The sequence below is a fragment of the Citrobacter sp. wls757 genome (assembly GCF_005280935.1).
In the GTDB taxonomy this organism is placed as follows: domain Bacteria; phylum Pseudomonadota; class Gammaproteobacteria; order Enterobacterales; family Enterobacteriaceae; genus Citrobacter; species Citrobacter portucalensis.
Genome location: NZ_SZWU01000021.1, coordinates 1 through 18,353 on the forward strand (window position 1 = coordinate 1; position 18,353 = coordinate 18,353).

The window sequence follows — 18,353 nt, forward strand, 5'->3', positions numbered from 1 at the left end:
TCTGCACAGAGAGGATAATACAAGGCCGGATTAGACGCGACGCGTCGCCATCCGGCAACCTGCGATGGTACATACCACTTCCCCCGCCACGCTCATCACCCCGCTCATCATCAATCTAAAATTCCCATATCTTGTATGGTTGAATCTTTTTAAAACTACATCTAGTATCTCTTCTATCAGGACACATACAACCCGACGCCCTCTATCGCGCCGATCCTTTATTTTTAAATGGAAATACGAATCATGCGTATTATTATTTACACTCGCAATAACTGTGTTCAGTGCCACGCCACCAAACGGGCAATGGAAAGCCGTGGTTTTGACTTTGAGATGGTAAACGTCGATTCACAACCCGATTTGGCTGATAGCCTGCGCGATCAAGGGTTTCGCCAGCTACCGGTCGTGGTCGCGGGTGAAACCAGTTGGTCAGGGTTTCGCCCGGACATGATCAACCGTCTGCATCCGGAACACCGTGTGGCCAGCGCATGAGTCAGCTCGTCTACTTCTCCAGCAGCTCCGAAAATACGCACCGCTTTATGCAGCGTCTGGGGCTGCCAGCCATCCGCATTCCGCTTAACGAACGCGAGCGGATCCGGGTAGACGAACCTTACATATTAATCGTGCCGTCCTACGGCGGCGGCGGCACTGCTGGCGCGGTCCCAAGACAGGTGATCCGCTTTTTAAACGATACGCACAACCGGGCGTTAATCCGTGGAGTGATCGCCTCCGGCAATCGTAATTTCGGTGACGCCTACGGTCGCGCGGGTGATGTCATCTCACAAAAATGCGGCGTGCCGTGGCTCTATCGCTTTGAGCTGATGGGCACCCAAAGCGATATCGACAACGTTCGAAAAGGAGTGAGCGAATTTTGGCAACGACAACCGCAGAACGTGTAATGCAGCCAACGCTGGATTATCACGCCCTGAACGCCATGCTGAATCTGTACGATAAAGCCGGGCGCATTCAGTTCGACAAAGACCATCAGGCCGTGGAGGCCTTCTTTGCCGCCCACGTTCGCCCAAACTCGGTGGCGTTTGCCAGCCAGCAGGAGCGCCTGGAAACGTTGGTGGATGAAGGCTATTACGATGCCAGCGTGTTAGCCCGCTACGATCGCGCGTTCGTGCTGAAGCTATTCGATCACGCCCACGCCAGCGGATTCCGTTTCCAGACGTTCCTCGGCGCATGGAAGTTCTACACCAGCTATACACTGAAAACGTTCGACGGTAAGCGCTATCTCGAAGACTTTGAGGATCGGGTCACGATGGTGGCGCTCACGCTGGCGCAGGGCGATGAAACGCTCGCGATACAGCTGACCGATGAAATGCTCTCCGGGCGCTTTCAGCCCGCCACACCAACCTTTTTAAACTGCGGCAAACAGCAACGCGGTGAGCTGGTCTCCTGCTTCCTGTTGCGTATTGAAGACAACATGGAGTCTATTGGTCGGGCGGTCAACTCCGCACTTCAGCTCTCCAAACGCGGCGGCGGCGTGGCATTTTTACTCTCCAACCTGCGCGAGGCAGGTGCGCCCATTAAGCGTATTGAGAACCAGTCATCTGGGGTGATACCGGTAATGAAAATGCTGGAAGATGCGTTTTCTTATGCGAATCAACTCGGGGCACGTCAGGGTGCGGGGGCGGTGTATCTGCACGCACACCATCCGGATATTTTACGTTTTCTCGATACCAAGCGCGAAAACGCCGACGAGAAAATCCGCATCAAAACGCTCTCGCTTGGCGTGGTGATCCCGGATGTTACCTTTCAACTGGCGAAAGAAAATGCCCGAATGGCGCTGTTCTCACCGTATGACGTGGAACGGATTTACGGCAAACCTTTCGGTGATATCGACGTGAGTGAGCGGTATGACGAACTGGTTGCCGACGAACGTGTGCGCAAAAAATTCATTAACGCCCGCGATTTCTTCCAGCGGCTGGCCGAGATCCAGTTTGAGTCTGGCTATCCTTACATCATGTTTGAAGATACGGTGAATCGCGCCAATCCGATTGCAGGTCGGATCAATATGAGCAACCTGTGCTCGGAGATTTTGCAGGTTAACAGTGCCTCCACCTACGATGAAAATCTCAATTACGCGCAGACCGGGCACGATATTTCCTGCAATCTCGGCTCGTTAAACATTGCCCATACCATGGATTCACCCGACTTTGGTCGTACCGTGGAAACGGCGATTCGTGGCTTAACCGCCGTTTCGGACATGAGCCATATCCGCAGCGTGCCCTCGATTGAGGCCGGAAACAGCGCGTCGCACGCGATTGGTCTTGGGCAGATGAATCTGCACGGGTATCTGGCGCGGGAAGGGATCGCCTACGGTTCGCCGGAAGGGCTGGATTTCACCAATCTCTATTTCTATACCATCACCTGGCATGCGCTGAATACGTCAATGAAGATCGCCCGCGAGCGCGGTCAAACCTTTGCCGGATTCAAACAATCGCGCTACGCCAGCGGCGAGTATTTTAACCAGTATCTGCAGGGCGACTGGCAACCAAAAACCGCCAAGGTTCGCACGCTGTTTGCCGCCAGCGGCATTACGCTGCCGACGCGCGAGATGTGGTCACAGTTGCGTGCAGATGTGATGCGCTACGGCATTTATAACCAGAATTTACAGGCGGTTCCACCCACCGGTTCTATCTCTTACATCAATCATGCCACGTCAAGCATTCACCCGATCGTGTCGAAAGTGGAGATTCGCAAAGAGGGCAAAACCGGGCGCGTTTACTACCCTGCCCCGTTTATGACCAATGAGAACTTGGCCTTGTATCAGGATGCCTATGAGATCGGCCCACAAAAAATCATTGATACCTATGCTGAAGCAACGCGCCATGTCGATCAGGGGCTTTCACTGACGCTCTTTTTCCCCGATACCGCCACCACGCGCGATATCAATAAAGCGCAGATTTACGCCTGGCGTAAGGGCATCAAATCCCTGTACTACATCCGACTACGCCAGCTGGCGCTGGAAGGCACCGAAATCGAAGGCTGCGTGTCATGCGCGCTGTAAGGAGGAGAAAATGACATTATCCCGCGTGAGCGCCATCAACTGGAACAAGATTGAGGATGATAAAGATCTTGAGGTATGGAACCGTCTGACCAGTAACTTCTGGCTCCCGGAAAAGGTCCCGCTCTCCAATGACATTCCGGCCTGGCAAACGTTGAACGCCGCCGAACAGCAGCTAACAATCCGCGTTTTTACCGGGCTGACGCTGCTCGACACCATTCAGAATGTTGCCGGAGCACCAGCGTTAATGGCTGATTCGTTAACGCCGCATGAAGAGGCGGTGCTGTCGAATATCAGCTTTATGGAGGCGGTGCACGCCCGTTCATACAGCTCTATATTCTCTACCCTTTGCCAGACCAAAGACGTGGATGCTGCCTACGCCTGGAGTGAGGAAAATACCCCACTTCAGCGCAAAGCGCAGATCGTTTTGACACATTACGCCAGCGACGAACCGTTGAAGAAAAAAATAGCCAGCGTGTTTCTGGAATCCTTCCTGTTCTATTCTGGCTTCTGGTTGCCAATGTATTTTTCCAGCCGCGGCAAATTGACCAATACCGCCGATCTCATTCGTCTGATCATTCGTGATGAAGCGGTTCATGGGTATTACATTGGTTATAAATATCAAAAAGGTCTGGAGCATATTTCCGAATCCGCACGCGAGGAGTTAAAGAATTTTGCCTTTGACCTGCTGATGGAATTGTATGATAACGAAGCGCGTTATACGGAAGAGTTGTATGCAGAAACCGGCTGGGTGGATGACGTCAAAGCCTTCCTTTGTTACAACGCCAATAAGGCATTAATGAATTTGGGATATGAGGCGCTATTCCCGCCTGAAATGGCGGAGGTTAACCCGGCAATCCTTGCCGCACTGTCGCCCAACGCTGACGAAAACCACGATTTCTTCTCGGGTTCCGGCTCATCTTATGTGATGGGAAAAGCGGTCGAAACCGAAGATGACGACTGGAATTTCTAGCACTCATTTTCACGGAAAATACCGTACATTTTTCGCGGAAATATTTTAACAGGATCACACTTTTGTCGTGCAAATATAATTGTGTGATCTACACTCAATATCAGCCGCATTATTCGCCTGCATTCCAGCAATTCAGGCGATTTTTCATTGCCATTTACAAAAAATATTAACCCGTTCACATTCGCGCTCAGCCCTTATATCACGGGAAGTCCCGCCATCTGGCCTTTGGCAATATTCATGCCACAACCAAATTCAGGGTTGTCTCAGATTCTCAGTATGTTAGGGTAGAAAAAGGTCACTATTTCCATCAGGTAATATATCGATATAAACAAATAACAGGAATCATTCTATTGCATGGCAATTAAATTAGAAGTTAAAAATCTCTATAAGATATTTGGAGAGCATCCCCAGAGAGCCTTCAAATATATTGAAAAAGGACTTTCAAAAGAGCAGATTCTGGATAAAACGGGGCTATCGCTTGGCGTTAAGAACGCCAGTCTGGCCATTGAAGAAGGCGAGATATTTGTCATCATGGGATTATCCGGTTCGGGTAAATCCACAATGGTACGCCTTCTCAATCGCCTGATTGAACCCACCCGCGGACAGGTATTGATTGACGGCGTAGACATCGCCCGGATATCCGATGCTGAGCTTCGCGAGGTGCGCAGAAAAAAGATTGCGATGGTGTTCCAGTCCTTTGCCCTGATGCCGCACATGACGGTTCTCGACAATACGGCATTCGGCATGGAATTAGCCGGTGTTGGTGCGGATGAACGTCGTGAAAAAGCGTTAGATGCGCTGCGCCAGGTTGGTCTGGAGAATTATGCTCACGGCTACCCGGATGAACTTTCCGGGGGGATGCGCCAGCGTGTAGGCCTCGCCCGCGCATTAGCCATTAACCCTGACATCTTATTAATGGATGAGGCCTTCTCAGCCCTCGATCCATTAATTCGTACTGAGATGCAGGATGAACTGGTAAAACTACAGGCGAAGCATCAACGTACCGTGGTCTTTATATCGCATGACCTCGACGAAGCCATGCGCATTGGCGACAGAATTGCCATTATGCAAAACGGTGAAGTGGTCCAGGTCGGCACGCCAGATGAAATCCTGAATAATCCGGCCAATGATTATGTGCGCACCTTCTTCCGTGGCGTCGATATTAGCCAGGTCTTTAGCGCGAAAGATATTTCACGCCGTAGTCCCGAAGGTTTGATTCGTAAAAACCCCGGGGTGGGTCCACGTTCTGCGCTGCAATTATTGCAGGACAAAGATCGCGAATATGGTTACGTGATCGAACGCGGCAATAAATTCGTTGGCGTTGTCTCTATCGACTCATTAAAAACAGCGTTAAGTCAGGCGCAAGGTATTGAAGCGGCATTGATCGATGAGCCGTTAGCCGTAGATGCACAAACCCCTCTCAGCGAGTTGCTTTCTCATGTCGGTCAGGCCCCGTGCGCGGTGCCGGTTGTAGATGAGGAACAGCAGTATGTGGGCGTCATTTCAAAACGCATGCTGTTACAGGCTTTAGATCGTGAGGGGGTAAACAATGGCTGATCAAACTAATCCGTGGGACACCACACCAGCGGCCGACAGTGCCGCACAAAATGCTGATGCCTGGAGTACGCCATCAGGCGCACCCACTGACGGTGGTGGTGCGGACTGGCTGACCAGCGCACCCGCGCCGGCACCAGAGCATTTCAATATTATGGATCCGTTCCATAAAACGCTGATCCCGCTTGACAGTTGGGTCACAGAGGGGATCGACTGGGTGGTTACCCATTTCCGTCCGGTCTTCCAGGGCATTCGTGTCCCGGTGGATTACATTCTCAACGGCTTTCAACAACTGCTGTTAGGTATGCCAGCCCCGGTAGCGATTATCCTGTTCGCGCTGATTGCCTGGCAGATTTCCGGCGTGGGGATGGGCGTTGCTACGCTGATTTCCTTAATTGCCATCGGTGCCATCGGCGCGTGGTCGCAGGCCATGATAACCCTGGCGCTGGTGTTGACCGCGCTGCTGTTCTGCGTGGTGATCGGTCTGCCGATGGGGATCTGGTTGGCGCGCAGTCCACGGGCAGCAAAAATTGTTCGCCCGCTGCTGGACGCCATGCAAACCACACCCGCGTTTGTCTATCTGGTGCCGATTGTCATGCTGTTCGGTATTGGTAACGTCCCGGGCGTAGTGGTGACGATTATCTTCGCCCTGCCTCCAATCGTGCGTCTGACTATTCTGGGGATTAACCAGGTGCCAGCCGATCTGATTGAAGCCTCGCGCTCGTTTGGCGCCAGCCCGCGTCAGATGCTGTTTAAAGTGCAGCTCCCGCTGGCAATGCCCACCATTATGGCTGGGGTTAACCAGACGCTGATGCTGGCACTCTCAATGGTCGTCATCGCGTCGATGATTGCCGTCGGCGGACTGGGTCAGATGGTTCTGCGCGGAATCGGTCGTCTGGATATGGGGCTTGCCACCGTCGGCGGGGTTGGGATTGTGATCCTCGCTATCATTCTCGACCGCCTGACGCAGGCCGTCGGTCGCGACTCGCGTAGTCGTGGCAACCGTCGCTGGTACACCACCGGTCCCGTTGGGCTTATCACTCGCCCTTTCACGAAGTAATACACCCGTTGCCCGGTGGCGCATTGCTTACCGGGCCTACAATTCATTAACTTGCACAAAATCATTCAAGTTGCATCGCGGCGGCAAACGAATGTATCCCCAGGAGCGTACAAGTAGTACGTGACTGGAGTGCATGAGTGCAGCCAACAAAGAGGCAGCTTGAAGGATGAAGTGTAATAAGGAACAACGATGCGACAGAAAGTAATTATTGCCACAGCGTTTGCCACCCTTGTCTCCACCAGCACTTTCGCTGCCGACCTGCCGGGCAAAGGCATCACCGTACAGCCAATCCAGAGCACTATCTCTGAAGAATCCTTCCAGACGCAGTTAGTCGCCCGTGCGCTGGAGAAACTGGGTTACACCGTTAACAAAACCAGCGAAGTTGACTACAACGTCGGCTATACCTCCATTGCCTCTGGCGATGCAACTTTTACCGCCGTGAACTGGCAGCCGCTGCATGATGATATGTACGCCGCTGCGGGCGGAGACAAAAAGTTTTATCGCGAGGGGGTATTCGTTACGGGTGCCGCACAGGGTTATCTGATCGACAAGAAAACCGCTGAGCAATATAAAATCACCAATATCGCCCAGTTAAAAGATCCGAAGATCGCCAAAATCTTTGACACCAACGGTGACGGAAAAGCCGATATGATGGGCTGTTCACCGGGCTGGGGCTGTGAAGCAGTAATCAACCACCAGAACAAAGCTTTCGATCTGGAAAAAACCGTCGAGGTCAGCCACGGTAACTATGCGGCGATGATGGCCGACACCATTACCCGCTTCAAAGAAGGTAAACCCATTCTTTACTACACCTGGACACCGTACTGGGTGAGCGACGTAATGAAACCTGGTAAAGATGTGGTCTGGCTGCAGGTGCCGTTCTCTTCCCTGCCAGGCGAGCAGAAAGATATTGATACCAAACTGCCAAACGGCGCCAACTACGGCTTCCCGGTGAACACTATGCATATTGTCGCCAATAAAGCCTGGGCGGAGAAAAACCCGGCTGCGGCGAAACTGTTTGCCATCATGAAGCTGCCGCTGGCGGATATCAACGCGCAGAACGCAATGATGCACGACGGGAAAGCGTCTGAAGCCGACGTACAGGGTCACGTTGACGGCTGGATCAAAGCCCACCAGCAGCAGTTTGACGGCTGGGTGAACGAAGCGCTGGCCGCGCAGAAATAACCCACTCGCAGGCCTGATGAGTGTAGCGCCATCAGGCCAGTAACCGCATAAACGCCGGATGGTGGCGCGATGCGCCTAATCCGGCCTATCCTCCCTCCCCCAATCGCACAATCCATCACTCAACAAATCAGCAACATTTAATCACTTCCGTTATGATTGTTTTCTGCAACCCATTACTCAGTTGAAAACAATGACGAAAACTACTCAGGGACTTAGCCCTTCGCTGATCCTGTTAATGTCTATTGCCACCGGCCTCGCCGTCGCCAGTAACTATTATGCGCAGCCGCTGCTCGACACCATCGCGCGCAACTTTTCGCTATCTGCCAGTACCGCAGGGTTTATCGTCACTGCGGCCCAACTCGGCTACGCTGCCGGCCTGCTGTTCTTAGTGCCGCTTGGCGATATGTTTGAACGTCGGATGCTGATTGTCTCCATGACATTGCTCGCGGCTGGCGGCATGCTGATCACCGCCAGCAGCCAGTCGCTGGGTATGCTGATTCTCGGTACTGCCCTGACCGGACTGTTCTCGGTAGTGGCACAGATTTTGGTTCCGCTGGCGGCAACGCTTGCCACACCGGACAAGCGCGGGAAGGTTGTCGGCACGATTATGAGCGGCCTGCTGCTGGGTATTCTGCTGGCGCGCACCGTGGCGGGATTACTGGCGAATCTTGGCGGCTGGCGCACCGTATTTTGGGTCGCATCAGTATTAATGGCGCTGATGGCGGTTGCGCTGTGGCGCGGCCTGCCGAAAATGAAATCCGATACTCATCTTAACTATCCTCAGCTGTTAGGCTCGGTATTCAGCCTGTTTATTCACGATAAATTGCTGCGTACCCGCGCGATGCTGGGCTGCCTGACTTTTGCCAATTTCAGTATCCTGTGGACCTCGATGGCGTTTTTGCTCGCCGCGCCGCCGTTTAACTATTCGGAAGGAATGATTGGTCTGTTCGGTCTGGCGGGTGCCGCAGGGGCGTTAGGCGCACGTCCTGCAGGCGGTTTTGCCGATAAAGGTAAATCCCACCTGACCACAACCATAGGACTGCTATTACTGCTGCTCTCCTGGCTTGCTATTTGGCTTGGGCACGCTTCAGTCCCCATGCTGATTATCGGTATTCTGGTGTTGGACCTCACCGTTCAGGGAGTACACATCACCAACCAGACGGTTATCTATCGCATTCATCCGGATGCGCGTAATCGCCTGACCGCCGGATACATGACCAGCTATTTTATTGGCGGAGCGGCAGGTTCGCTGATTTCAGCCTCCGCCTGGCAGCATGCTGGTTGGGCTGGCGTTTGTCTGGCGGGTACGACCGTTGCCGTACTCAACCTGGTGGTCTGGTGGCGAGGTTTTCACCGTCAGGAAGCCGTAAATTAAGCGTATAGTGCATGTTTACCGCTGATTGGGCTCCACAGGGTGTTAAGGAGCCCATCAGTCTGCTAAGGTTATAACTCATTGAGCCAAGTTATATTAATTTCGGTAATGAAACCTATAACCCTATGGAAAGCCCTGTACCCCAGTCTGAATCCTGTTCGGCAACGTTAACGGAAGGATTCAAAGACAGCCTGCCAATAGTCATCAGCTATATTCCGGTCGCTTTTGCATTTGGTCTCAATGCCACTCGCCTTGGCTTTACGCCGGTTGAAAGCGTCTTTTTCTCCTGCATTATCTATGCGGGAGCCAGCCAGTTTGTCATTACCACCATGCTCGCTGCGGGCAGTTCGCTGTGGGTCGCCGCCCTTACCGTCATGGCCATGGATGTCCGCCATGTTTTGTACGGCCCTTCCCTGCGCAGCCGAATAGCCCAGCGACTGAGTAAACCCAAAAGTGCACTGTGGGCTTTTGGCCTTACCGATGAAGTCTTTGCCGCTGCAACGGCAAAACTGGTCCGGGATAATCGGCGCTGGAGTGAAAACTGGATGATCGGCATCGCACTGTGCTCCTGGGCCTCCTGGGTGTTTGGTACGGTGATCGGCGCGTTTTCCGGCAGTGGTTTACTCAAGGATTACCCGGCGGTTGAAGCGGCACTGGGATTCATGCTCCCGGCGCTGTTTATGAGCTTCCTGCTCGCGTCATTCCAACGTAAACAAGCGCTCTGCGTGACTGCCTCCCTGGCTGGGGCGCTGGCTGGCGTCATGCTGTTTTCCATACCTGCCGCTATCCTTGCAGGTATTGTCTGCGGATGCCTGACGGCGCTCATCCAGTCATTTTGGCAGGGAGGTCCTGATGAGCTATGAGGTTCTGCTACTTGGCCTGTTGGTCGGCTGCGTTAATTACTGTTTTCGCTATTTGCCACTCCGTCTTGGGGTAGGCAATGTTCGCCCGACGAAGCGCGGCGCGACGGGCATACTACTCGACACTATTGGCATTGCATCTATTTGCGCCCTGCTGGTGGTGTCTACCGCACCAGAAGTTATGCACGACGCTCGTCGGTTCGTGCCTACGCTGGTGGGGTTTGTCATACTGGGCGCAAGCTTCTATAAGACCCGCAGCATCATCATTCCAACGTTACTGAGTGCTCTGGGCTATGGATTAGCCTGGAAAATGCTTGTTGGCTTATAGATAAAAACAATCATTTTAAAGAAATAATACATTTACTTTATTTGTCACTGTCGTTACTATATCGGCTGAAATTAATGAGGTTATACCCAAATGGATAGTTCGTTTACGCCCATTGAACAAATGCTAAAATTTCGCGCCAGCCGCTACGAAGAGTTCCCTTATCAGGAAGTGCTTCTGACTCGCCTCTGTATGCACATGCAGGGTAAGTTGCTGGAAAACCGCAATAAGATGCTGAAAGCTCAAGGGATTAACGAGACATTGTTTATGGCGTTGATTACGCTGGAGTCTCAGGAAAACCACAGTATTCAGCCTTCTGAACTGAGTTGCGCGCTTGGCTCGTCACGCACTAACGCTACCCGCATTGCGGATGAGTTAGAAAAACGTGGCTGGATCGAACGTCGTGAAAGCGATAACGATCGCCGCTGTCTGCATCTGCAATTGACCGAGAAAGGCCATGCTTTTTTGCAAGAGGTGTTACCGCCTCAGCATAACTGCCTGCATCAGCTCTGGTCGTCTCTTAGCACCACCGAAAAAGATCAGCTTGAGCAAATTACCCGTAAACTTCTGACCCGTCTTGATCAGATGGAGCAGGATGGCGCGGTGTTAGAAGCGCTGCGCTAACGCGCTGACTCGCTCAGAAATCCAGATTTATAAATGAAAAAACCGACAGGCCAGCACGCATACTGCTGGCCTGTCTGATAAACAGGTCGGCTCAGCCGATGTGAAAAAAATAAGATCGTGGAGAACAACATGAGCGCAAATGCGGAGACTCAAACCCCGCAGCAACCGGTCAAGAAGAATGGCAAACGTAAAAGTATGCTACTCCTTCTGACCTTGCTCTTTATTATCATTGCCGTGGCATATGGGATTTATTGGTTTTTAGTACTTCGTCATGTCGAAGAGACAGACGATGCGTACGTGGCAGGGAACCAGGTTCAAATCATGGCTCAGGTATCAGGCAGCGTGACGAAAGTCTGGGCTGATAACACTGACTTTGTAAAACAAGGCGATGTGCTGGTCACCCTCGACCAGACAGACGCAAAGCAGGCATTTGAAAAAGCCAAAACTGCGCTGGCTTCCAGCGTGCGTCAGACGCACCAGTTGATGATCAACAGCAAGCAGTTACAGGCAAGCATTGAAGTGCAGAAAACCGCACTGGCGCAGGCACAAAGCGACTTTAATCGCCGAGTCCCGCTGGGCAATGCCAACCTGATTGGCCGCGAAGAGCTGCAACACGCTCGTGATGCCGTCGCCAGCGCTCAGGCCCAGCTTGATGTCGCGATCCAACAATATAATGCTAACCAGGCGATGATTCTGGGTAGCAAGCTGGAAGATCAACCCGCTGTGCAACAGGCTGCCACCGAAGTGCGCAATGCCTGGCTGGCGCTGGAACGTACCAGAATTGTCAGCCCAATGACCGGTTATGTATCCCGTCGCGCCGTACAGCCTGGTGCGCAAATTAGCCCAACCACGCCGCTGATGGCGGTTGTTCCGGCCACTAACCTGTGGGTAGATGCCAACTTCAAAGAAACACAGCTCGCGCACATGCGTATCGGCCAACCGGCGACCGTTATCAGCGATATTTACGGCGATGACGTAAAATATACCGGTAAAGTTGTCGGTCTCGATATGGGTACGGGCAGCGCTTTCTCCCTGCTGCCAGCGCAGAACGCAACCGGCAACTGGATCAAAGTCGTCCAGCGTCTGCCGGTACGTATCGAACTGGATGCGCAGCAACTGGCACAGCATCCATTACGTATTGGTTTGTCTACGCTGGTTACGGTAGATACCTCAAATCGTGACGGACAAATTCTGGCAAGCCAGGTTCGTACCACGCCGGTATCAGAAAGTAATGCACGTGAAATCAACCTTGCTCCGGTCAATAAGATGATCGAAGAGATCGTGCGGGCCAACGCGGGCTAATTCAAAGGTGCGTGTGATGCAACAGCAAAAACCGCTGGAAGGCGCGCAGCTCGTCATTATGACGATCGCGCTGTCCCTGGCGACATTCATGCAGGTGCTGGACTCCACCATTGCTAACGTGGCGATCCCCACTATCGCCGGGAACCTCGGCTCTTCACTGAGCCAGGGAACCTGGGTGATCACCTCATTCGGGGTGGCGAACGCTATCTCTATTCCGATCACCGGCTGGCTGGCAAAACGCTTTGGCGAAGTAAGACTCTTTATGTGGTCAACTATCGCCTTCGTCATTGCGTCATGGGCATGCGGGATGTCCACCAGCCTGAACATGCTGATTTTCTTCCGCGTAATTCAGGGTATTGTCGCCGGTCCATTAATTCCGCTGTCACAGAGCCTGTTGCTGAATAACTATCCACCCGCCAAGCGTTCCATCGCCCTCGCGCTATGGTCGATGACGGTGATTGTTGCCCCGATATGTGGTCCTATTCTTGGGGGCTATATCAGCGACAACTATCACTGGGGCTGGATATTTTTTATCAACGTGCCAATCGGGGCTGTGGTGGTATTGATGACACTGCAAACCCTGCGCGGTCGGGAAACCAAAACCGAGCAGCGGCGCATTGACGCCATTGGTCTGGCACTGCTGGTCATCGGTATCGGCAGTTTGCAGATTATGCTCGACCGCGGCAAAGAGCTGGACTGGTTCGCCTCGCAGGAGATAATCATCCTGACTGTGGTCGCCGTGGTTGCTATCAGCTTCCTGATCGTCTGGGAGCTTACCGACGAGCACCCCATTGTCGATCTCTCGCTGTTTAAGTCGCGCAACTTTACCATCGGCTGTCTGTGTATCAGCCTGGCCTATATGCTTTACTTCGGCGCAATCGTCCTGCTGCCGCAGCTGTTGCAGGAGGTATACGGCTATACGGCAACCTGGGCTGGTCTGGCGTCAGCGCCGGTTGGGGTGATTCCGGTGATCCTGTCTCCGATTATCGGCCGCTTCGCGCACAAGCTGGATATGCGTCGGCTGGTAACGTTCAGTTTTATTATGTACGCCGTCTGTTTCTACTGGCGTGCGTGGACGTTCGAGCCGGGTATGGACTTTGGCGCATCGGCCTGGCCGCAGTTTATTCAGGGGTTCGCGGTAGCCTGCTTCTTTATGCCGCTAACCACCATTACGTTGTCCGGCTTGCCGCCCGAGCGTCTGGCGGCGGCATCCAGCTTGTCGAACTTTACGAGAACGCTGGCAGGTTCCATTGGCACATCGATTACGACGACAATGTGGACAAACCGCGAGTCGCTGCATCATGCGCAGCTAACGGAATCTGTTAACCCCTACAACCCAAATGCACAGGCTATGTACGATAAGCTGCAAGATTTAGGGATGACGCACCAGCAGGCTTCAGGTTGGATAGCTCAGCAGATCACCAATCAGGGGCTGATTATTTCCGCTAACGAAATCTTCTGGATGTCGGCGGGGATCTTCCTGGTCCTGCTTGGCCTGGTGTGGTTCGCCAAACCGCCCTTCGGTGCGGGCGGCGGCGGCGGTGGCGCACACTAACTATCTGATAAAAGGGATCTGCGGATCCCTTTTTTATTAGACCTACAATCAGAAGTAATATTTGAATCTCAGACGCCCGCCGTAACGCGCATCTTCGCTGTTATCACCATTATTCGGATTGGCCTCTACCCATGAAGCATAGGCACCGAGGTAGATGTTAAAGTTTTTCATATCCATCACATTGGGGAATAAATATGAGGCATGAATAGTGTGATTGTCATAATTGCCGGGATCGGTGATCCAGCAATCGTCCTCACAAACGGCATCGATATTGGTAGCATTGAAGGCTTCGATTTTGTTATGCGCATAGATATAACCCAGTTCAAATCGATGCCACAACGCATTCACCCCAGCGGTAAAATCTGTCTCATCGGTCGCATCCATATAGGCGGTATTCAGGTTAATCACTGCGCCATCTTCCGGGTCCGTTTTTTGACCATTCCAGGTCATGGTAAAACCATAGCCCGTACGATCTGACTGATCGATCCACGTCCCATTTTGGTAATAACCGTAGGTGTTGTTAACGACGTTACTTTCCATCGCTATCGCCGTTGAAAAACGCCCATTTTGCCAGGCGATAACCGGACGGACGTAAGCCACGTTTTTATCGTTGGTTAAATCCATTCCGTGGTACTGCTTCTCGGTATATAACGTACTGCCATTTTCCAGCAATGTGTTAACTTCGAAATACCAGTTGTCGATGGTTTTGCTCAGCAGGAAGTTACCCCCGCTGTCGCTACGTCCCCGTCCTTCTTTCATCATATAGATATAGCCGTAACCGTCACTGTAGAGATCGTTCGCTGTATTCCCCGAATATTCAACAAACGTATCCTGATTCAGCGGGAACATATCGTAGGCTTCAAAACGACCAACCTTAATTTTCCAGTCATTCTCACGACCAAAGAAGAAAACGGCATCATCGAGGTTCATTTTTCCGGTCAGGTCCGCCAGAGGCTGTACCGAGAACCCTGCAAAATTACCGTTGTCCCGCCGCTGGTAGCCATCAAAGCCCAGCAACAGGCGTCCGTTAATATCCCAGCGTTCATTGGTTCCTGGTGCCCAATCTTTATTCGCTGACGTTCTCGTCGATGTCAGGCTACCGGAACGGCTTGCCGCATCCATATTAAATTCGACATCGCCATAGAACTTAATATCGCTGAAGCCGGATAATGTCAGCTTAGGCGGAGTTTCACCTGCTGCAATCGGTTCGGCAGACTGGACATTCACCGTCGGCGTAGCAGCGACCTGCTGCTGCTTCAGCGAGCGAATTTGTGCCTCGGCATCGGATGCCCGTTTTTCGGCATTAACAACACGTTGCTCCAGTTCAGCCAGACGATGCTCAATAGTGATATTATTTGCTGCCCAAAGGTTATGAGAAAAGCAAGCACCGATCATCAGCGCCAAATATTTAGCCTTCATTTTCATCCCTAAAGTTTAATGTATACCAGATAAGATTTGATAAAAACCCTATCTACCGGCTATTAAAAGAGTCTTGTTATTACCCGGATATCTGGCGCATTCCATTATGTTTTTCTATTAATTATTTATGTTTTTTAGTTTATGTGATCAATACACTCTGGCATCGTTAATTATCCACCTCTTTCTGCTTACCAGATCACATTTTATTATTTAACAGGTCAGGCATCATTTAAATTAAAATATATTCTCGCCGCAAATATAATAAACACACATTATATTAAGCAATAAAAAACCCCGGACATAAACCGGGGTTAATTTAAATACTGGAACAGCTAATCAATAAGACTAAATATGCAGTTCCTGCAGTTTCTCTTTCGGTAGCGCCAGCTCTTCATTGCTGTTCACGCGTACATCACGCTCCAGAATATGACGCGCAATATCCTGTGCTTCGCTAAGAGAGTGCATCTGATACGTACCGCACTGGTAAACGTTCAGCTCCGGGATCTGGTTCTGATCCTGTACTTTCAGCACGTCCGCCATTGCCGCTTTCCACGCGTCGGCTACGCGCTGTTCGTCCGGCGTACCAATCAGGCTCATGTAGAAGCCGGTACGGCATCCCATCGGAGAGATATCGATAATCTCAACGCCGTTACCGTTAAGGTGGTTACGCATAAAACCTGCAAACAGGTGTTCCAGCGTATGGATACCTTTCTCAGGCATCACTTCTTTGTTCGGAATGCAGAAACGCAGATCAAACACGGTGATTGCGTCGCCATGCGGGGTGTTCATCGTTTTTGCAACCCGGACCGCGGGAGCTTCCATCCGGGTGTGATCGACAGTAAAACTATCTAACAACGGCATTTAGCCACCTCCGATAAATTTTTTAAAAATAATCTGAACTCTTTGTTCCGGGGCGAGTCTGAGTATATGAAAGACGCGCATTTGTTATCATCATCCCTGTTTTCAGAGATGAAATTTTGGCCACTCCCGAGTGGCCTTTTTCTTTTGTATCAAGCGTGCTTTTCCAGCCACACGCTAAACGGCTCAGTATCAGCCGCTTCGATCTCCTGCTGACGACGCTTTGAAGCCTCGGTCTCAGCAATAAATTCAGCTTCCTGCACTATTTCTAACGGCTCTTCACGCAGCAGATTTCGGTAAGCCTCACCCAACGCTTTGCCCGTGCCGCCAATGCCTTCATCAATCATAGACCGTAGGATCCGGGCAGAGAAAGTCAGTTCAGGATTGTCAAAACAGGCAACCAGTTCATCACAGACCTTTTGATACTCCTCTCCCCCATCGATGCTGTCCAGCGTTTGTGCCACGCGTTTCAGATCGCGGAACAAATCTTTCCCAACCTTCGGCAGCGGGAACTGGGCTGTTTCACAGCCAATACCTAACGTCAGCCCAGGCTTACGCCCTTCGAGAATCACGCGATTCCAGTTTTTACGCGTACACAACAATTCATCGCTGCTCATTTCCGGGGCATCAGCCAGCGCACACCAGACCATAAACAGATCGAGGAAACGCACCTGCTGCTCGTCCACGCCGATAGGCGAGAACGGGTTGATATCCAGCGAGCGTACTTCGATGTACTCGATACCGCCACGCAGAAGCGCATCTGATGGCGTTTCTCCACGACGAGTGACGCGTTTCGGGCGAATAGGCGCATACAGCTCATTTTCAATCTGCAGAACATTGCTGTTAATTTGCAGACGCTTACCGTCTTTCTCCAGACCGATCGCCGCGTACTCCTCGGAAGGCGTCTTAATCGCGCGCTTTAATCCTGCCACATACTCATGCAAATCGTTAAACGTAATTCCGAGATTGCTTTGCGACTTATTGGTATAGCCCAAATCACTCAGACGCAGCGACGTTGCGTACGGCAGGTAATACATCCCACAGTCGGTTTTTTCAAACGGCAGAGTTGTTGGTTTTCCTTGCAGGAATGAGGAACAAATGGCCGGGGAGGCACCAAACAAATACGGAATCACCCAACCAAAACGGTAGTAGTTGCGGATCAGACGGAAGTAGCCCGCGGAGATTTTCTCTTTAGCATCCTCACCTTCGGTTACACCGCATTTCGCCTGCCAGAAAGCCATAGGCAGCGAGAAGTTGTAGTGTACGCCCGAGATTGTCTGCATCAACGCGCCATAGCGGTTTTTGAGGCCTTCACGGTACAGCGTCTTCAGGCGACCGGTATTCGACGAACCATACTGCGCCAGTTCGATATCCTGACCTTCGGCAATATAGCAAGGCATGCTCAACGGCCACATACGCTCGTCGCCAAGATTTCTGGCGGTATAACGATGTAAGTCGCGCATGAACGTGAGCATTTTCTCAATGTCGTCACCGGGTGGAGTAATGAACTCCAGCAATGCTTCGGCAAAGTCAGTGGTTATCCACTTATGCGTTAGCGCTGAGCCTAACACCTCAGGATGGCCTGTTGTTGCTAATGACCCATCTGCATTAACACGCAGCGTTTCGCGCTCCAGACCACGTTGAATCCCCTTTAACGCCTGAGGATGGTTTTCCAGCCAGGCCAGCGCCTGTGATACGTCCGGGATCAAATTGACCTCCCGCCTGTCAAAATCGTTTTAATTAGCATAATGGTATTGGTTACCCTGAAGGCTATCCCACAACACAATTAGTGCCACCACATAATGCCTTGTGTCGTAACCGCTGCGACAACAACATAGCGCAGCGCCTTGCCAAGGCATAAGAAAAAGAGAACTGGGCCCCACGAGATGCGCATCCACCCGGCTAACAGGCACAGCAAATCCCCCACAACCGGCATCCAGCTTAATAATAGTGTGACAGCGCCATAGCGCCGCAACCAGCCTGTGGCTTTTTCTTGCCAGCGCGATGTTTTACGCAATGGAAAGAAACGCCCAAGGATAACGTTAGTTAACCCTCCAAGGCTATTACCCATTGTTGCTGTTAAGACTAAGACCCAGGGATGACTGACCCCGGAAACCAACAAAGCAACCAGAACAACTTCAGAATTGCCGGGTAATAGCGTGGCACTGAGAAAACTGCTGGCAAACAGTGACAGGAGCGACAGTCCATCACTCACAATAACCGGACATCCACAGCATCCATTCCCGCGGCATGCGC

The 18,353-nt window shown here is 51.9% G+C and carries 17 protein-coding genes; 13 read left to right on the forward strand and 4 right to left on the reverse strand.

Features of this window, described 5'->3' with window-relative positions; translation table 11 throughout:
• Window positions 1–243 precede the first annotated feature (243 nt).
• The 13 genes from nrdH (at window position 244) to emrB (ending at window position 13,820) form a co-directional block, all read left to right on the forward strand.
• The gene (gene nrdH, locus FDW94_RS07405; RefSeq protein WP_008785607.1) at window positions 244–489 is read left to right on the forward strand and encodes a glutaredoxin-like protein NrdH; all 246 of its coding nucleotides are present in this window, start codon (window positions 244–246) and stop codon (window positions 487–489) included.
• Window positions 486–896, forward strand: coding sequence for a class Ib ribonucleoside-diphosphate reductase assembly flavoprotein NrdI (nrdI, locus tag FDW94_RS07410; protein WP_003825987.1), 411 nt, complete (start codon window positions 486–488; stop codon window positions 894–896). The genes nrdH and nrdI overlap by 4 nt, the downstream gene beginning before the upstream one ends.
• Complete coding sequence (nrdE, locus tag FDW94_RS07415; protein WP_137377404.1) at window positions 869–3,013, forward strand: class 1b ribonucleoside-diphosphate reductase subunit alpha; 2,145 nt, start codon at window positions 869–871, stop codon at window positions 3,011–3,013. The genes nrdI and nrdE overlap by 28 nt, the downstream gene beginning before the upstream one ends.
• Before the next feature lie 10 nt (window positions 3,014–3,023).
• A complete protein-coding gene (nrdF, locus tag FDW94_RS07420; RefSeq protein WP_048215699.1) occupies window positions 3,024–3,983 on the forward strand; it encodes a class 1b ribonucleoside-diphosphate reductase subunit beta in 960 nt (319 codons plus the stop codon).
• 354 nt (window positions 3,984–4,337) lie between these two features.
• A complete protein-coding gene (proV, locus tag FDW94_RS07425; RefSeq protein ID WP_003825980.1) occupies window positions 4,338–5,540 on the forward strand; it encodes a glycine betaine/L-proline ABC transporter ATP-binding protein ProV in 1,203 nt (400 codons plus the stop codon).
• The gene (gene proW / locus FDW94_RS07430) at window positions 5,533–6,597 is read left to right on the forward strand and encodes a glycine betaine/L-proline ABC transporter permease ProW (RefSeq protein WP_032944705.1); all 1,065 of its coding nucleotides are present in this window, start codon (window positions 5,533–5,535) and stop codon (window positions 6,595–6,597) included. The genes proV and proW overlap by 8 nt, the downstream gene beginning before the upstream one ends.
• A 189-nt stretch (window positions 6,598–6,786) precedes the next feature.
• Window positions 6,787–7,782, forward strand: a complete 996-nt coding sequence (gene proX / locus FDW94_RS07435; RefSeq protein ID WP_003825976.1) for a glycine betaine/L-proline ABC transporter substrate-binding protein ProX — start codon at window positions 6,787–6,789, stop codon at window positions 7,780–7,782.
• A 190-nt stretch (window positions 7,783–7,972) separates the two neighbouring features.
• Window positions 7,973–9,157, forward strand: a complete 1,185-nt coding sequence (locus FDW94_RS07440) for an MFS transporter (protein WP_071445458.1) — start codon at window positions 7,973–7,975, stop codon at window positions 9,155–9,157.
• A 122-nt stretch (window positions 9,158–9,279) separates the two neighbouring features.
• Window positions 9,280–10,017: an AzlC family ABC transporter permease gene (locus FDW94_RS07445; protein WP_003825971.1), complete on the forward strand. Its 738-nt coding sequence runs from the start codon at window positions 9,280–9,282 to the stop codon at window positions 10,015–10,017.
• Window positions 10,007–10,342, forward strand: coding sequence for an L-valine transporter subunit YgaH (ygaH, locus tag FDW94_RS07450; protein ID WP_003825969.1), 336 nt, complete (start codon window positions 10,007–10,009; stop codon window positions 10,340–10,342). The genes FDW94_RS07445 and ygaH overlap by 11 nt, the downstream gene beginning before the upstream one ends.
• Window positions 10,343–10,432: 90 nt before the next feature.
• Window positions 10,433–10,963: a multidrug efflux transporter EmrAB transcriptional repressor EmrR gene (emrR, locus tag FDW94_RS07455; RefSeq protein ID WP_003037300.1), complete on the forward strand. Its 531-nt coding sequence runs from the start codon at window positions 10,433–10,435 to the stop codon at window positions 10,961–10,963.
• Between the two features lie 129 nt (window positions 10,964–11,092).
• On the forward strand, window positions 11,093–12,265 hold the full coding sequence (emrA, locus tag FDW94_RS07460) for a multidrug efflux MFS transporter periplasmic adaptor subunit EmrA (RefSeq protein ID WP_003825968.1): 1,173 nt from the start codon (window positions 11,093–11,095) through the stop codon (window positions 12,263–12,265).
• Window positions 12,266–12,281: 16 nt separating this feature from the next.
• Window positions 12,282–13,820, forward strand: coding sequence for a multidrug efflux MFS transporter permease subunit EmrB (emrB, locus tag FDW94_RS07465; protein WP_003825966.1), 1,539 nt, complete (start codon window positions 12,282–12,284; stop codon window positions 13,818–13,820).
• A 48-nt stretch (window positions 13,821–13,868) separates the two neighbouring features.
• On the opposite strand, the gene FDW94_RS07470 is transcribed toward emrB, so the two are convergent.
• The 4 genes from FDW94_RS07470 to FDW94_RS07485 form a co-directional block, all read right to left on the reverse strand.
• Complete coding sequence (locus FDW94_RS07470) at window positions 13,869–15,239, reverse strand: carbohydrate porin (protein ID WP_137377405.1); 1,371 nt, start codon at window positions 15,237–15,239, stop codon at window positions 13,869–13,871.
• 345 nt (window positions 15,240–15,584) lie between these two features.
• Complete coding sequence (gene luxS / locus FDW94_RS07475) at window positions 15,585–16,100, reverse strand: S-ribosylhomocysteine lyase (RefSeq protein WP_003037312.1); 516 nt, start codon at window positions 16,098–16,100, stop codon at window positions 15,585–15,587.
• A 149-nt stretch (window positions 16,101–16,249) separates the two neighbouring features.
• Window positions 16,250–17,806 carry a glutamate--cysteine ligase gene (gshA, locus tag FDW94_RS07480; protein ID WP_008785615.1) on the reverse strand — a complete coding sequence of 519 codons (1,557 nt, stop codon included), beginning with the start codon at window positions 17,804–17,806 and terminating at the stop codon, window positions 16,250–16,252.
• A gap of 77 nt (window positions 17,807–17,883) precedes the next feature.
• Window positions 17,884–18,312, reverse strand: coding sequence for a YqaA family protein (locus FDW94_RS07485; RefSeq protein ID WP_003825961.1), 429 nt, complete (start codon window positions 18,310–18,312; stop codon window positions 17,884–17,886).
• Between the last annotated feature and the right edge of the window lie 41 nt (window positions 18,313–18,353).

Coding starts and splice junctions, on each gene's coding strand:
- emrB (WP_003825966.1), top strand. CDS start 12,282: ATGCAACAGCAAAAACCGCTGGAAGGCGCGCAGCTCGTCATTATGACG.
- FDW94_RS07440 (WP_071445458.1), top strand. CDS start 7,973: ATGACGAAAACTACTCAGGGACTTAGCCCTTCGCTGATCCTGTTAATG.
- luxS (WP_003037312.1), bottom strand. CDS start 16,100: ATGCCGTTGTTAGATAGTTTTACTGTCGATCACACCCGGATGGAAGCT.
- emrR (WP_003037300.1), top strand. CDS start 10,433: ATGGATAGTTCGTTTACGCCCATTGAACAAATGCTAAAATTTCGCGCC.
- emrA (WP_003825968.1), top strand. CDS start 11,093: ATGAGCGCAAATGCGGAGACTCAAACCCCGCAGCAACCGGTCAAGAAG.
- ygaH (WP_003825969.1), top strand. CDS start 10,007: ATGAGCTATGAGGTTCTGCTACTTGGCCTGTTGGTCGGCTGCGTTAAT.
- FDW94_RS07470 (WP_137377405.1), bottom strand. CDS start 15,239: ATGAAGGCTAAATATTTGGCGCTGATGATCGGTGCTTGCTTTTCTCAT.
- FDW94_RS07445 (WP_003825971.1), top strand. CDS start 9,280: ATGGAAAGCCCTGTACCCCAGTCTGAATCCTGTTCGGCAACGTTAACG.
- nrdF (WP_048215699.1), top strand. CDS start 3,024: ATGACATTATCCCGCGTGAGCGCCATCAACTGGAACAAGATTGAGGAT.
- nrdH (WP_008785607.1), top strand. CDS start 244: ATGCGTATTATTATTTACACTCGCAATAACTGTGTTCAGTGCCACGCC.
- nrdI (WP_003825987.1), top strand. CDS start 486: ATGAGTCAGCTCGTCTACTTCTCCAGCAGCTCCGAAAATACGCACCGC.
- proW (WP_032944705.1), top strand. CDS start 5,533: ATGGCTGATCAAACTAATCCGTGGGACACCACACCAGCGGCCGACAGT.
- proV (WP_003825980.1), top strand. CDS start 4,338: ATGGCAATTAAATTAGAAGTTAAAAATCTCTATAAGATATTTGGAGAG.
- proX (WP_003825976.1), top strand. CDS start 6,787: ATGCGACAGAAAGTAATTATTGCCACAGCGTTTGCCACCCTTGTCTCC.